The organism is Pseudomonas sp. (assembly GCF_041601375.1).
Taxonomy (GTDB): domain Bacteria; phylum Pseudomonadota; class Gammaproteobacteria; order Pseudomonadales; family Pseudomonadaceae; genus Aquipseudomonas.
This window is the reverse complement of sequence record NZ_JBFIIG010000003.1, coordinates 16,405-28,338: the sequence shown is the minus strand read 5'-3', so window position 1 is coordinate 28,338 and position 11,934 is coordinate 16,405. Positions and strand designations below refer to the sequence as shown.

At 66.1% G+C, this 11,934-nt stretch carries 14 protein-coding genes; 9 read left to right on the top strand and 5 right to left on the bottom strand.

Annotation, left to right across the window (positions count from 1 at the left end; translation table 11 throughout):
* Positions 1–23 precede the first annotated feature (23 nt).
* Positions 24–872 carry a universal stress protein gene (locus tag ABZE94_RS00980; protein ID WP_372873671.1) on the top strand — a complete coding sequence of 283 codons (849 nt, stop codon included), beginning with the start codon at positions 24–26 and terminating at the stop codon, positions 870–872.
* A 126-nt stretch (positions 873–998) separates the two neighbouring features.
* Here ABZE94_RS00980 and ABZE94_RS00975 read toward each other — a convergent pair whose 3' ends face one another.
* Complete coding sequence (locus tag ABZE94_RS00975; RefSeq protein ID WP_372873670.1) at positions 999–1,769, bottom strand: lysophospholipid acyltransferase family protein; 771 nt, start codon at positions 1,767–1,769, stop codon at positions 999–1,001.
* Between the two features lie 239 nt (positions 1,770–2,008).
* Positions 2,009–2,767, bottom strand: coding sequence for an L-ornithine N(alpha)-acyltransferase (olsB, locus tag ABZE94_RS00970; protein WP_372873669.1), 759 nt, complete (start codon positions 2,765–2,767; stop codon positions 2,009–2,011).
* A 153-nt stretch (positions 2,768–2,920) separates the two neighbouring features.
* Between olsB and ABZE94_RS00965 the strand changes: the two genes are divergently transcribed.
* From ABZE94_RS00965 to ABZE94_RS00940, 6 genes are all read left to right on the top strand, one after another.
* Positions 2,921–3,811, top strand: coding sequence for an acyl-CoA dehydrogenase (locus tag ABZE94_RS00965; protein WP_372873668.1), 891 nt, complete (start codon positions 2,921–2,923; stop codon positions 3,809–3,811).
* Between the two features lie 128 nt (positions 3,812–3,939).
* Positions 3,940–5,058: a serine hydrolase domain-containing protein gene (locus tag ABZE94_RS00960; protein ID WP_372873667.1), complete on the top strand. Its 1,119-nt coding sequence runs from the start codon at positions 3,940–3,942 to the stop codon at positions 5,056–5,058.
* The gene (locus ABZE94_RS00955; protein WP_372873666.1) at positions 5,055–5,393 is read left to right on the top strand and encodes an amidase; all 339 of its coding nucleotides are present in this window, start codon (positions 5,055–5,057) and stop codon (positions 5,391–5,393) included. The genes ABZE94_RS00960 and ABZE94_RS00955 overlap by 4 nt, the downstream gene beginning before the upstream one ends.
* 189 nt (positions 5,394–5,582) lie before the next feature.
* The gene (locus ABZE94_RS00950) at positions 5,583–6,740 is read left to right on the top strand and encodes a phosphatidylserine/phosphatidylglycerophosphate/cardiolipin synthase family protein (RefSeq protein ID WP_372873665.1); all 1,158 of its coding nucleotides are present in this window, start codon (positions 5,583–5,585) and stop codon (positions 6,738–6,740) included.
* 213 nt (positions 6,741–6,953) lie between these two features.
* Entirely contained in the window at positions 6,954–7,535 is a 582-nt protein-coding gene (locus ABZE94_RS00945) for a DJ-1/PfpI family protein (RefSeq protein WP_372873664.1), read from the top strand.
* Positions 7,536–7,625: 90 nt separating this feature from the next.
* The gene (locus ABZE94_RS00940; RefSeq protein ID WP_372873663.1) at positions 7,626–7,928 is read left to right on the top strand and encodes a ribbon-helix-helix domain-containing protein; all 303 of its coding nucleotides are present in this window, start codon (positions 7,626–7,628) and stop codon (positions 7,926–7,928) included.
* A 24-nt stretch (positions 7,929–7,952) separates the two neighbouring features.
* Here the strand turns inward: ABZE94_RS00940 and ABZE94_RS00935 are convergent, their stop codons facing one another.
* Together ABZE94_RS00935 and ABZE94_RS00930 are read right to left on the bottom strand one after the other, a co-directional pair.
* Complete coding sequence (locus ABZE94_RS00935) at positions 7,953–8,570, bottom strand: nitroreductase family protein (RefSeq protein ID WP_372873662.1); 618 nt, start codon at positions 8,568–8,570, stop codon at positions 7,953–7,955.
* 19 nt (positions 8,571–8,589) lie between these two features.
* Entirely contained in the window at positions 8,590–9,486 is an 897-nt protein-coding gene (locus ABZE94_RS00930) for an EamA family transporter (RefSeq protein ID WP_372873661.1), read from the bottom strand.
* Between the two features lie 81 nt (positions 9,487–9,567).
* On the opposite strand from ABZE94_RS00930, the gene ABZE94_RS00925 reads away from it, so the two are divergent.
* Both ABZE94_RS00925 and ABZE94_RS00920 read left to right on the top strand, forming a co-directional pair.
* On the top strand, positions 9,568–10,080 hold the full coding sequence (locus ABZE94_RS00925) for a MarR family winged helix-turn-helix transcriptional regulator (RefSeq protein ID WP_372873660.1): 513 nt from the start codon (positions 9,568–9,570) through the stop codon (positions 10,078–10,080).
* Between the two features lie 91 nt (positions 10,081–10,171).
* Positions 10,172–10,513, top strand: coding sequence for an FKBP-type peptidyl-prolyl cis-trans isomerase (locus tag ABZE94_RS00920; RefSeq protein WP_372873659.1), 342 nt, complete (start codon positions 10,172–10,174; stop codon positions 10,511–10,513).
* A gap of 476 nt (positions 10,514–10,989) precedes the next feature.
* Here ABZE94_RS00920 and ABZE94_RS00915 read toward each other — a convergent pair whose 3' ends face one another.
* Complete coding sequence (locus tag ABZE94_RS00915) at positions 10,990–11,880, bottom strand: LysR family transcriptional regulator (protein ID WP_372873658.1); 891 nt, start codon at positions 11,878–11,880, stop codon at positions 10,990–10,992.
* Between the last annotated feature and the right edge of the window lie 54 nt (positions 11,881–11,934).

Genomic DNA, 11,934 nt, shown 5'->3' with positions numbered 1-11,934 from the left:
CACAGCCTGGCATGGTGAACGAGATGATCAAGCTACTGGTGGCGACCGACCTTTCCCAGCGTTCGGCGCATGCGGTGGAGCGTGCCGCCCGGTTGATCGAAAAGCAGGGTGGCGGCGACTGGACCCTGGTGCATGTGGTCGATGACGATGCGCCGAAGGACTTCGTCGCCGAGCATGTGCAACGGGTCAAGCGCTTGCTCGACGAGCAGGCGCAGCAACTGGCCGCCCAGACCGGCAGTCAGCCGCGGGTGTTGGTGAACAGCGGCGAGGTCGAACCGATCATCTTCGAGGCGTGCCTGGGTATGGGCGCCGACCTGCTGGTGGTCGGCTGCCACCGCAAGACGCCGCTACGCGACTTCTTTCAGGGCACCAGTGTGGAGCGACTGATCCGTGGCAGTCACCTGCCGGTATTGCGCGTCGCACAACCGGCCGCTGCCGATTATCGGCATACCTTGGCGGCGCTGGATCTGTCGCCCGGCGCCATGCAGGCCATGGTCAGCGCAGAGCGGCTGGGCCTGCTCGATCCACAGCAGTGCACGGTGCTGCATGCCCTGGAACCCTTTCCCATGGGCATGTTGACGGAGGCGACGATTGATCTTCATTTGCTTGAAAACCAGGCCAAGGAGGCCTTGCTGAGCCTGCTTGGCAACCTGCAGGGCGCTGGCTTGACCCTGACCGAAGGCTGCATACGGGTGCGCGAAGGCGATCCCCGGCAGGTGGTTGCCCAGGAATTGCAGGAGGTACAAGCCGACCTGCTGGTGATCGCGACCCATGGGCGCAAGGGGCTGCCGCGGTTGTTGCTCGGCAGCGTCGCCGGGGCGCTGCTGGCCGAGTTGTCGTGCGACATTCTCTGCGTGCCGCCGCAGGGCTGAGAGGCTGTGAAAAAAATCTCGCCTACTGTGACCGCCCCCAGGCGCCCGCTGCTTGCGTAGCGCGCCTTACCGCGAACACCTGGAGACGCTCTCGCTACGGCGCTCGATATTTTCACAACCTCTGAGTCACGCGGCTTGGGCTTGAGCCCCGCTGTCCACGGCCAGGGCGCTGGCCACGGCCGCGTGGGCGCGGCGTGCCAGTTGATTGCGATTCTGCGCGGTGCTGGCAATCGGTTGCAGCAGGCGGATCTGCACGTCGATGCGCTCACTGGCGAGCAGGCGCAACAGGTGCGAGAGCAGGTCGTCGTCACCGATAAAGGGCGTGATCATGCAGGGCTGGCCGTCGCGCAGGTAGCGGATGGCGACCGGTTGCAGCGCCACCCCGGACTCGATGGCGCTGCTCAGCAGGCGGCCGTGGAAGGTGCGCAGGACCTGGCCATCGGTGGTGGTGCCTTCCGGGAAGATCAGCAGCGGCCGGCCCTGTCCCAGGTGGTGGCCGAGTTGTCGGTTGAGCAGGCTGCTGTCGCCCGCGCCGCGGCGGATGAACAGGGTGCCGGCCTGGTGCGCCAGCCAGCCGGCCAGCGGCCAGGAACGCACCTCGGCCTTGGACAGGAACGACAGCGGGGCGAGCATGCCGAGCAACGGAATATCGGTCCAGGAGATGTGGTTGCTGACCCACAGCATTGGTTCCTGCGGCAACTCGCCGTGCACGCTCAGGCGGAACGGCAGGGCATTGCTCATGCGCGCGAAGAACCAGCGACTCATGCGCTGGCGCAGGCCCATCAGGTCATGACGCAGCAAACGCTCCAGCAGACTCACCACCCCGGCCAGCGGGGTGACCAGGGCGATCAGCGCAAGTAAACGCAGAAGACGCAGATATAAACGTAGTTTCGCCATGAATGACTCCTGTGGTGACGCGAGTGCCGGCATGTCTACCGATTCCCGGGACTCGCTGCAAGTCTGCAATGCCTCTGTAGGCGCGACCGTCCCGTCTCCGACGCTGTGCGGTCGCGCAGCAAACTGGCTAGCCGGCTAGCACCTGTAGGAGCGGCCGGGCGGCGTTCGGCTTCAGCCGCGAAGCTGTGCTGTGCCGCGAAGAATTCGCGGCTGAAGCCGCTCCTACAAGCTAAGTCGCTTCAGACCGCCGCCTTGAAGTGGCGGGCGTAGCGCGGGCAGAGTTCGTCGCGCTTTAGCAGGATGAACACATCGGCTACCTGAAAGTCCGGGTCCCAGCAGGGTTCGCCGCAGATTTTCGCGCCCAGGCGCATGTAGGCCTTGAGCAGCGGCGGCATCTCGGCGATTACGTTGCTCGGCACCTCCAGGGCCGGCAGCGGGGTCTTCGGCTCGGCCCGCAGGTGTTCGGTGCACAGGTAGCGTTCGCGCAGGCGCTGCATGATCGCCTGGGCCTGGATGCCGCCGTCCTGCATGGAAATGCTGGCGCAGCCCATCAGGTAGCGGTAGTCGCCCTGGTTGAGGACTTCGGCCAGTTCGCCCCAGAGCACGGCGATGGTGGCGCCGTTGCGGTAGGCGCTGTCGACGCAGGTGCGGCCGATCTCCAGAACCGGGCCTTGCAGGTGCGGCAGGCCGTGCAGGTTGAACTCCTCTTCGCTGTAGAAGCGGCCCAGGTCGGCGGCGGCCCGATGATCGAGCAGGCGGGTGGTGGCCACCAGCAGGCCGCTGTTCAGGTCGCGCACGCCGATGTGCTGGCAGTGTATGTCGTAATCATCCATGTCCAGGCCCAACTCGGCACCCTTGAGCTTGGCATCGAATTCGGCGCTGAACACGCGAAAGCGCAGGGCCTGGGCTTCACGCAGGGCAGTGGGGCCGACTAGCCGCTCGGCTTGCAAGCGACGTGCTGGGGTGTTGCGGTCGCGGGTGATTGCCATCTGGGTCATGCCGTCATCTCCGTTGGCCGGCTTTTTTGCCTTGCAGCCGGTCGATCTTGTTGGGCAAGCTCAGGCTAGGTAGCAGCGGTGTCACCCCTGTGACGTTTTGGTGATGCTTGTGTGACCGCCGCTTACGACTCCATCTCGGTCGAGGAACTGCGTATGCCCTGGCAATCCCTGCTGCAAACCCATCAACGCCTGCCGGCCGCCAGCAACCTGGAGGACTGGTATGCCGCGCTGCTGGCGCGGCTGGGCAGGCCGTCGCCATTCGAGCTGGCCTTGCTCGGCGGGCGTTTGGCGGCTACTCCGGGGCTGGCCTTCCTCGCCGGCTATCAAGGCGCGCTACGGGCGCTCTGGCTGTCCGCGCCCTGGTCGCTGGGCGCGCTCTGCGTCACCGAGCACAAGAGCGTGCGCCCGGCGGACATGCAGACCCGCCTGAGCGGCCTGCAGCTGCACGGGCGCAAGGATTTCGTCACGGCAGGCGATGCCGCCGACTGGCTGCTGGTCGCCGCCCGCGAAGAGCAGCCGGCGCAACCGGTACGGCTGGCCCTGGGCGTGGTGCGCAATGGCGATCCCGGGGTGCGGAACGAGGTGCTGCCGAGCTTGCCCCTGATGCCCGATATCGGCCACGCCCGCCTGCATCTGGCTGGCGCCCACTGCGAGCGCCTGGCCGGCGATGGCTGGGACGACTACGTGAAGCCGTTTCGCAGCATCGAGGATCTCCACGTGCTGACCGCCGTGGGCGCCTGGCTGTATGGCGTGGGGCGGGACTCGAACTGGCCCCAGGCCCTGCAGTTGCGCCTGCTCGGCCTGCTCGCCGGCTGCGCCGAAGTGGCCCGGCAAGGCCCGAAGCAACCTGCCACCCACCTGCTGCTGGCCGGACTGTTCGCCCAGTTCGCCGCACTCGACACCGAGTTGCATGCGGCCTTCGCCGCCGGACCGGCGGACTGGGCGGTCTTGTGGCAACGCGACCGCGGCCTGCTGTCGCTTGCCGCCTCTGCCCGCGGCAAACGCCTGGCCAAAGCCCAGGCCGCCTTGGGCCTGCAGCCGTAGCAGACCCAGCCGTATCTTCGACGCCGCGTGTCGCCACGATGCTGTTGCCTGCGCGCCGGAAACACGCGCTTTTTAGCGTCATCGACGGCGTGCTAGGGTGGCGTTTGGTCATCCGCGGAGGCACTGCAATGCGCGTTTCCCTGCCGTATCGGCTCGGTTTGCTCCTCGTCATGGTGAGCGGCGCCGGCCTGGTCCAGGCCGAAAGCTGGCCGGCTGCCGATTGGACGCAGGAGCCGGTGCCGCCGAGTCCGGCCATCGCCGAACTGGAGGCCTATGCCTTTCCCGCCCGCGACGACGCAAACCGCACGGGCGTGCGCACCGATGCCTTGCTGATCGTGCGCGATGGCCGGTTGGTTTACGAGCGCTACGCCGGGCCGACCAGCGCCGACACCCCGCACCTGGCCTGGTCGATGAGCAAGAGCCTGCTCGCCACCACGCTGGGCGTCGCCTACGGCCAGGGCCGCTTCCAGCTCGATGCGCCAGTGGCGCAGTATTACCCGCCGTTCGCCCGGCACCCGCGGATCGAGGTCGGCCATCTGCTCAACTGGGCCTCGGGCCTGGACTGGCACGAAGACTACGAATACGCGCCGTTGAAATCCTCGGTGGTGGCCATGCTCTATACCCGCGGCCGTGCGGACATGGCGGCCTTCACCGCAGCGCACACCGCCGCTGCCGAGCCTGGCACACGGTTTCGCTACTCCAGTGGCGACAGCAACCTGCTGGCCGCCGCCCTCAAGGGCATGGTCGGCGCCGAGGCCTATGCGAATTATCCCTGGAGCGCGCTGTTCGAGCCGCTCGGCATCACCTCGGCGGTCTGGGAAACCGATGCCGCCGGCACCTTCGTCGCCTCGTCCTACGCCTACATGAGCGCCCGTGACCTGGCCCGCATCGGCCTGTTGATGCAGCGCGATGGTCGCTGGGGCGAACGGCAGGTGCTGCCGCCGGCCTGGGTCGCATTCAACCGCACGCCCTTGGTCAATTATCAGGCGCAGAACGCCGAGGCGGGGGACGCCGTGCCGGGCGGGCACTGGTGGTTGAACGCCGAACTGCCCGGTGCGGCCAGGCCCTGGGCGGATGCGCCGGCCGATGCCTTCGCCGCCCTCGGTCACTGGGGCCAGGGACTGTATGTGTTGCCAGCGGAGAAACTGGTGATCGTGCGCTACGCCGATGATCGCGACGCCAGCTTCCAGCACAATCAACTGCTCAAGCGGGTCGGCGCCGCCTTTGCCCGCGAGGTGCAACCATGATCCGTCGTCGTCCGTTGCGCATGCTGCTGCTGGCGATCGTCCTGCTGCTGGTGGGGCTCGGCTGGCACAATCGCGCGCACCTGCAGGCCTTCCCCGACATCATCGGCGCCTACACGGCCAAGGAATATTGTTCCTGCCGCTACGTGATGAACCACCCCGCGCCCTACTGCGAAGGCTATGTGAGCCAGTATGTGCCGGTCAGCCAGTTGCTCGATGACCAGAGCCGCAAACGGGTCACCGCCAGCGGCCTGGGCCGCACCCATAGCGCCATCTGGCTCGGCCCGCGGCAGGGCTGCCAGTTGCTGCCGGCCGGGTTAATCCCGCCACAGCCGTGAGCGCTTGTGAAAAAACGCTCGTATGCTGCGGCTCGCGCCTGCGCTCGATATTTTCACAGGCTTTGAGCGATCAGGCGCGGTGGGCTTTGCAAGGCCGCCACGGGCGACTATGGTGGCGGGCTCGACGTTCAACCTACGGGGACTTATGCGAACCTGCCTTGTCTGCTCCTTGTTGCCGGCTGCGTACTGATGCCCGGGACGGTTTTCCCCTGGCGCGGCGGCAACCAGTTTGCCTTGCTCAACGATGGCCCGACATTCTTCCCGCGGATGATCGCGGCTATCGACGATGCCCGCGAACTGGTCGCACTGGAACTGTACCTGGTGGCAAGTGGCGCCTGCATGGAAGTCCTGCTGCAAGCCTTGTGCGCGGCGTCGCAGCGCGGCGTCGCGGTGCGTTGCCTGTTCGATGATTACGGTTCCCAGGCGCTGCTGCAGGTCGACCGTCGGCGCCTGAGCGAGGCCGGCGTGCAACTGCGACGCTACAATCCGCTGCGCTGGCGTCGCGGCATGCGCAATTTCTATCGCGATCACCGCAAGCTGTTGCTGGTCGATGGCCGGCTGGCCTTCATCGGCGGCACCGGGGCGACCGATCAGTTCTGGATCCCCGGCGAGGCGGATAGCACCTGGCGCGAAGTCATGGTGGAAATCGCCGGGCCGCTGGTGACGGACTGGCAGGTGTTGTTCGACCGCCAGTGGCATGCCCTGCATGCACGCTTTGCCTGGCGGCCAAGGCCGGTGCCCGGGCTGAAACGCTTGCCGCTGTCGCCGCCGGTCGGTCAGGGCCTGGGCCGGGTGGCCTACGCCGATGCCCGCCAGCATCGTGACATCCTGCAGTCGCTGGTGCGTGCGTTGCGCGGCGCCAGGCAGCGCATCTGGCTGGCCACGCCGTATTTCCTGCCGACCTGGAAAGTCCGCCGCGCCCTGCGCAAGGCGGCCGAACGCGGGGTCGAGGTGCGCCTGCTGCTCAGTGGCCGCCACACCGACAACCCGCCGGTGCGCTATGCCGGCCAGCGTTACTACCCGAAGCTACTCAGGTCCGGGGTGCAGATCTTCGAATACCAGCCACGCTTCCTGCACCTGAAAATGGTCCTGGTGGACGACTGGATCAGCATCGGCTCGTGCAACTTCGATCACTGGAACCTGCGCTTCAATCTCGACGCCAATGTGGAAGCGCTCGACCCGGAGCTGACCGCCGCTGTGGTCGCCAGCTTCCAGGCGGACTTCGCCGACAGTCTCGAGATCAGCCAGGAATACTGGCTCGCCCGGCCCTGGTGGCGGCGCGTGCAGGAGCGCCTGTGGGGCTGGCTGGATCGGCTGGTGGTGAACCTGCTCGACCGCCGTCGCTAGCAGGCGGTTGAGAAATGTAGCGAGCGAAGGCAAGGCGAAAGCATAACCGAATGCAGTAGTTTCTCAGCGGCCTGCTAAGCCGCCTTTCGCCCGCGGGCAACAGTCCGACGTGCGGGCATCTTTCCTGGCGATGTAGTCCTAGGCTATTACCTGTCCGCTGGATGGGGCGCGGATACTGGTTGCGCCCCCTCAACCCGTTACAGGAGAACGCTCATGGCTGCGAAAAAGATTCTGATGCTGGTCGGCGACTATGTCGAAGACTACGAAGTGATGGTGCCGTTCCAGGCCTTGCAGATGGTTGGCCATAGCGTGCATGCGGTCTGCCCGGGCAAGAACGCCGGAGAAAGCGTGCGCACCGCCATCCACGACTTCGAAGGCGACCAGACCTACAGTGAAAAGCCAGGGCACAACTTCGGCCTGAACTTCGACTTCAGCCAGGTCAAGGCCGACGCTTACGATGCCCTGCTGATTCCCGGCGGCCGCGCCCCGGAATACCTGCGCTTGAATGCCGAGGTATTGGCCCTGGTGCAGGCCTTCAATGCCGCCAACAAGCCCATCGCCGCGGTGTGCCATGGCGCCCAACTGCTGGCCGCCGCCGGTGTGCTCGACGGCCGCGAATGCAGCGCCTACCCGGCCTGCGGGCCGGAAGTGCAATTGGCGGGAGGCCGCTACATGGAGATCGCCGTGGACCAGGCCCATGTCCAGGGCAACCTGGTCACCGCTCCGGCCTGGCCCGCGCATCCGGCCTGGCTGGCCGCCTTCCTCAGGCTGCTGGGCACCCAGATCAGCCTGTAGACTGCCCCCGTCGGAGCCAGGGGGGCTGGGCGTCCCCGACTAGGCGTCCCCCAGGCTCCTACCCATCACCCGCCCGAGGAAAGGCATGCCATGTGCGAGCTCTATGTCAAAGCCGACCCCATCCTTTACGAATCCCGCTCACGCTCGCTACGCATTCGTGGCGTGGTCACCACCCTGCGCCTGGAAAACCAGTTCTGGGACATCCTCGCCGAGATCGCCGCGGTCGACGGCATGACCACCAACCAGTTGATCAGCAAGCTCTACGACGAAGTCATGGACTACCGCGGCGAGGTGGTGAATTTCGCCTCCTTCCTGCGCGTCAGCTGCACGCGCTTTCTCAGCCAGCGGCCGCGCAATGTGCGCGAGCTGCCACTGGCGCAGCGGGCGCAATAGCAGGTTGCGCTGCTGGGCTGACCATCAGGCGAACGCGAGAACCTCGCCCAGCGGCTTGCGCACTTTCTGTGGCCAGTTGCCGGCGGTCGGATAGCCGATAGTCACCAGCATCACCGGCAGTTCATTGGCCGTCAGGCCAAATGCCCCAGCCACGCCTTCGCTATCGAAGCCGCTCATGGCCCCGCTGGCCAGGCCCATGCCCTGGGCGGCCAGCATCAGGGTCATGGCTGCCAGCGAGGCCGAGCGCAGCGCTTCGTCACGCTGCAGTTGCGGATTATCCATATGGGCGGTGCTGGCGGCGTTCACCCAGCTGTCCACAAGCCAAGGCAGCAGAATGCCGGCCTCCACTGAGGGTTGCAGCGCCTGAGCCAAACCATGGTGGGCGGCCAGAGTGCCGCAGACGATAAAGGTCACCGAGGCGTCCAGCACCTGGCGCTGCTCGTAGGCTAGGGCGTGCAGGCGCGTCTTGGCTTGTGCCGAATGCACAGCGATGAATTTCCAGTTTTGCAGGTTGTAGGCCGATGGCGCGCAGGTGGCCAGCTGCACCAGTTGGCGGATCAGCGCTTCGGGCAGTTCGCGCCCCGGCTGGTAGCGGGTGGTGGACGCGCGGGTTTCGATCAGGGCGTTGATGGCAAGGTTCATGGCAGTCTCCGTTGTACAGTCAGTCAGTGGATCGTTGGGTGGCCGTCACGGGAGTGGTCGAGGCCCATTGCACCAGCAGGATGCTGCCCAGCACCGCCAGCAGGCCGATCAGGGCCACGCCGGTGATGTGTTGGTTGAGCAGCGCCCAGCCCATCAGCACGGCGACCACCGGGCTTAGCAGGCTCAGGGATGACACTGCCACCGGCGATAGCCGGGCAATGCCACGGAACCACAGGACATAGGCCAGCATGGCGCCGAACAGCGACAGGTAGGCATAGGCCAACCCCTGGCTGAGGCTCAGGGCGGGTAGCGCTGGGTCGAGGGTCAGGGCCACTGGCAGCAGCATCAGGCCGCCCAGCAGCAACTGCCAGCCGGTAAAGGGCAGCAGCGCAAGATGGGTCTGCCAGCGCCGGGTCAGGTAAGTACCCAACGCCATGCAGGCCATGCCGACAAATGCCGCTGTGATGCCCAGGGCATCCCAGCTGGCATCCGGTGACAACAGCAGGGCGGCCATGCCGATAATCCCCAGCAGGCTGGCACCGATGGCCAGGTGCGCCGGACGCTGGCCTTCCACTGTCCACAGCAGGCCCATCAGCAGCAGCGGCTGGATGGCCCCTACCACCGCAGCCAAGCCACCGGGCAGGCGGTAGGCGGCGACGAACAGCAGGGCCTGGAAGCAGCCGATATTCAACGCCGCCAATATCAGCATGCGCCCCCACTGATTGCGCGCCGGCAGTTGGCGGCAGAACAGCACCAGCAGCAGGCCGGCCGGCAGCACCCGCAGCATGGCCGCGGTAAAGGGGCGGTCCGGCGGCAGCAGCTCGGTGGTGACGATATAGGTAGAACCCCAGATCAGTGGCGCCAGGGCGGTGATCAGGGCGGTGAACCAGGTGTTGCGTACCAGTGCAGGACTCATGGGAATTATCTCGCATTCAAGATAAACTAAGCCTAATCCATAGATGTCTTGAATTCAAGATAAATGCCCGGAGGGGAAAACATGTCCAGCCAACGCCCGACCGACGCCGTCGACACCATCCTGCAACAGTGGCAGCGCGAGCGCCCGGACCTGGACGCCAGCCCCATGGCGGTGATTGGCCGCATCGGCCGCTGCTCGGCCCTGCTGCGCCGGGAGCTGGATCAGGTGTTCAGCCGCTTCGGCCTCAGCGCCTGGGAGTTCGACGTGCTGGCCACCTTGCGCCGCTCCGGTGACCCTTACTGCCTGGCGCCTACCGCGCTGTTCTCGGCACTGATGATCACCTCCGGCACCATGACCCGGCAGCTGCAGCAACTGGAAGCCGCCGGCTGGGTCAGCCGTATCCCCAGCCCCAGCGATGCCCGCAGCCTGCTGGTGCAGCTGAGTCCCGCCGGGCTCGACCTGATCGACCGTGCCCTCAGCGCCCACGTGGACAACGAGGCGCGCCTTCTCGCCCCGCTGTCGGCGGCCACCCGCGCGCAGCTGGCCGAGGGCCTGTCGGCGTTGTTGGCCATACTGGAACCAACATCCAAGTGACTTGCGACGCAGAGGGCTGTCTCATTCTTTAAGGTCGCAGGCTCAGTAGCCTGTGTGGAGACAACTCTTTGACCAACCAGGAGAGTAGAAGATGAGCGACGAACTGAAGATTGAAGATATTCGGGTAGGCGAGGGCAAGGCAGTGGTCAAGGGTGCCCTGATCACCACCCAGTACGACGGCTTTCTCGAAAACGGCACCAAGTTCGACTCCTCCTACGATCGCGGCAAACCCTTCCAGTGCGTGATCGGCACCGGCCGCGTGATCAAGGGCTGGGATATCGGCATGATGGGCATGCGCGTCGGCGGCAAACGCAAACTCTTCGTCCCGGCCCACCTCGGCTACGGCGCAACGGAGTTCGGCCCCCATATCAAGCCCAACTCCAACCTGATCTTCGAGATCGAACTGCTGGAAGTGCGGACCCGGGACGATTGATAAAGGCCTGAAACGACCCTGGGTTTTCGGGCGTTAGGCAGGTGGTCGTTCGCGGCTGGCTTGTCTGGCTGGGTACGACCAGAAGCGGCCGGTGAGACCATGCAGCCCCCCAGGATGGCGCGGGCCGCGCAGGTTTGAGCGCAGCGATAGCCATCGGCAGCAATCAAAAAGGCGAGCGTTTGGCTGTCTCGTGGCAACCTCTTCGCGGTTTTCCGGAGGGGCCATCCACCCTTGGCAGTCGCTGAGCGGCTATTTTCACCACCACCGATAATCGCCGTTTGCGAGGTCACGCCGGCGTGTCACTGGGGAAGACCGGCCTTGCGCATTCCACCCACGAACGGCTCAAGGATCGCAGCGTCGCACAATGGCTCCGCCGTGGCCCAGTGGCCGGCTCCTGCCATCAATTACCACCGCCCCAAGCCGCCATTCGCCAACCTCCAGGCCGCCATGCAGATCGCCTGGAGCCGACGCGCTGCCTACTGCTTGCACACCTCCCGCAAGCACCCGCGCAACCAGCGATGCGCCGGGTCGGCATCCATCCGCGGGTGCCAGAGCATGGCGACCGTGAACGGCGCCAAGGTGAGCGGAAGAGCGAAGCTGTGCATGCCGTTGCGCAGGCTGGCGGTGTGCCGTTCGGGAACGCTGACGATCAGGTCGGTGGCGCGCGCCAACGCCAATGCGGTGGAAAAGCCGGCGACCATGGTCACGACCTGCCGCGCAAGGCCGAGCGATTTCAGCGCTTCGTCGACAGGGCCCTTGTCGAGCCCGCGCCGGGAAACATAGATGTGCCCGCCAGCCGCATAACGGGCCGGGGTGACCTCGCCCTGGCTCAGCGGGTGGCCCGCGCGCACCACGCCGATGAAACGGTCGCGGAACAAGGCCTGGGTACGCAACTCGGGGCTGGCGTCCTGGCCGACCACACCGGTTTCCAGGTCGACGGTGCCGTCGCGCAGCGGCGTGCTGTCCTTGTCCGGCTTCTGCATAAAGCACAGGCGCACGCCAGGCGCTTCCTGTGCGATGCGTGCAATCAGCGCCGGCCCGAAGTTCTCCACAAAGCCTTCGCTGCTGCGCAGGGTGAAGGTGCGCACCAGCTGCTTGAGGTCGATCTGCGCGGCGGGGCGCAGCACCGCTTCGGCATCCTGCACCAGTTGCGCGACCCGCTCGCGCAGTTCCAGTGCTCGGGGCGTGGGCACCAGGCCGCGTCCGGCCCGCACCAACAGCGGGTCGCCCATGGTCTCGCGCAAGCGTGCCAGCGCCCGGCTCATCGCCGAGGGGCTCAGCCGCAAGCGCTTGGCGGCGCGCGCCACGCTGCCTTCGGCGAGCAGCACATCGAGGGTGATCAGCAAGTTGAGATCGGGTGTGGACATGGCTCGCCCCTGGCATGACGTGATTTTGATCAGGCGTCAAACGCACGAATAACC

Coding starts and splice junctions, on each gene's coding strand:
- ABZE94_RS00980 (WP_372873671.1), top strand. CDS start 24: ATGATCAAGCTACTGGTGGCGACCGACCTTTCCCAGCGTTCGGCGCAT.
- ABZE94_RS00975 (WP_372873670.1), bottom strand. CDS start 1,769: ATGGCGAAACTACGTTTATATCTGCGTCTTCTGCGTTTACTTGCGCTG.
- olsB (WP_372873669.1), bottom strand. CDS start 2,767: ATGACCCAGATGGCAATCACCCGCGACCGCAACACCCCAGCACGTCGC.
- ABZE94_RS00965 (WP_372873668.1), top strand. CDS start 2,921: ATGCCCTGGCAATCCCTGCTGCAAACCCATCAACGCCTGCCGGCCGCC.
- ABZE94_RS00960 (WP_372873667.1), top strand. CDS start 3,940: ATGCGCGTTTCCCTGCCGTATCGGCTCGGTTTGCTCCTCGTCATGGTG.
- ABZE94_RS00955 (WP_372873666.1), top strand. CDS start 5,055: ATGATCCGTCGTCGTCCGTTGCGCATGCTGCTGCTGGCGATCGTCCTG.
- ABZE94_RS00950 (WP_372873665.1), top strand. CDS start 5,583: ATGCCCGGGACGGTTTTCCCCTGGCGCGGCGGCAACCAGTTTGCCTTG.
- ABZE94_RS00945 (WP_372873664.1), top strand. CDS start 6,954: ATGGCTGCGAAAAAGATTCTGATGCTGGTCGGCGACTATGTCGAAGAC.
- ABZE94_RS00940 (WP_372873663.1), top strand. CDS start 7,626: ATGTGCGAGCTCTATGTCAAAGCCGACCCCATCCTTTACGAATCCCGC.
- ABZE94_RS00935 (WP_372873662.1), bottom strand. CDS start 8,570: ATGAACCTTGCCATCAACGCCCTGATCGAAACCCGCGCGTCCACCACC.
- ABZE94_RS00930 (WP_372873661.1), bottom strand. CDS start 9,486: ATGAGTCCTGCACTGGTACGCAACACCTGGTTCACCGCCCTGATCACC.
- ABZE94_RS00925 (WP_372873660.1), top strand. CDS start 9,568: ATGTCCAGCCAACGCCCGACCGACGCCGTCGACACCATCCTGCAACAG.
- ABZE94_RS00920 (WP_372873659.1), top strand. CDS start 10,172: ATGAGCGACGAACTGAAGATTGAAGATATTCGGGTAGGCGAGGGCAAG.
- ABZE94_RS00915 (WP_372873658.1), bottom strand. CDS start 11,880: ATGTCCACACCCGATCTCAACTTGCTGATCACCCTCGATGTGCTGCTC.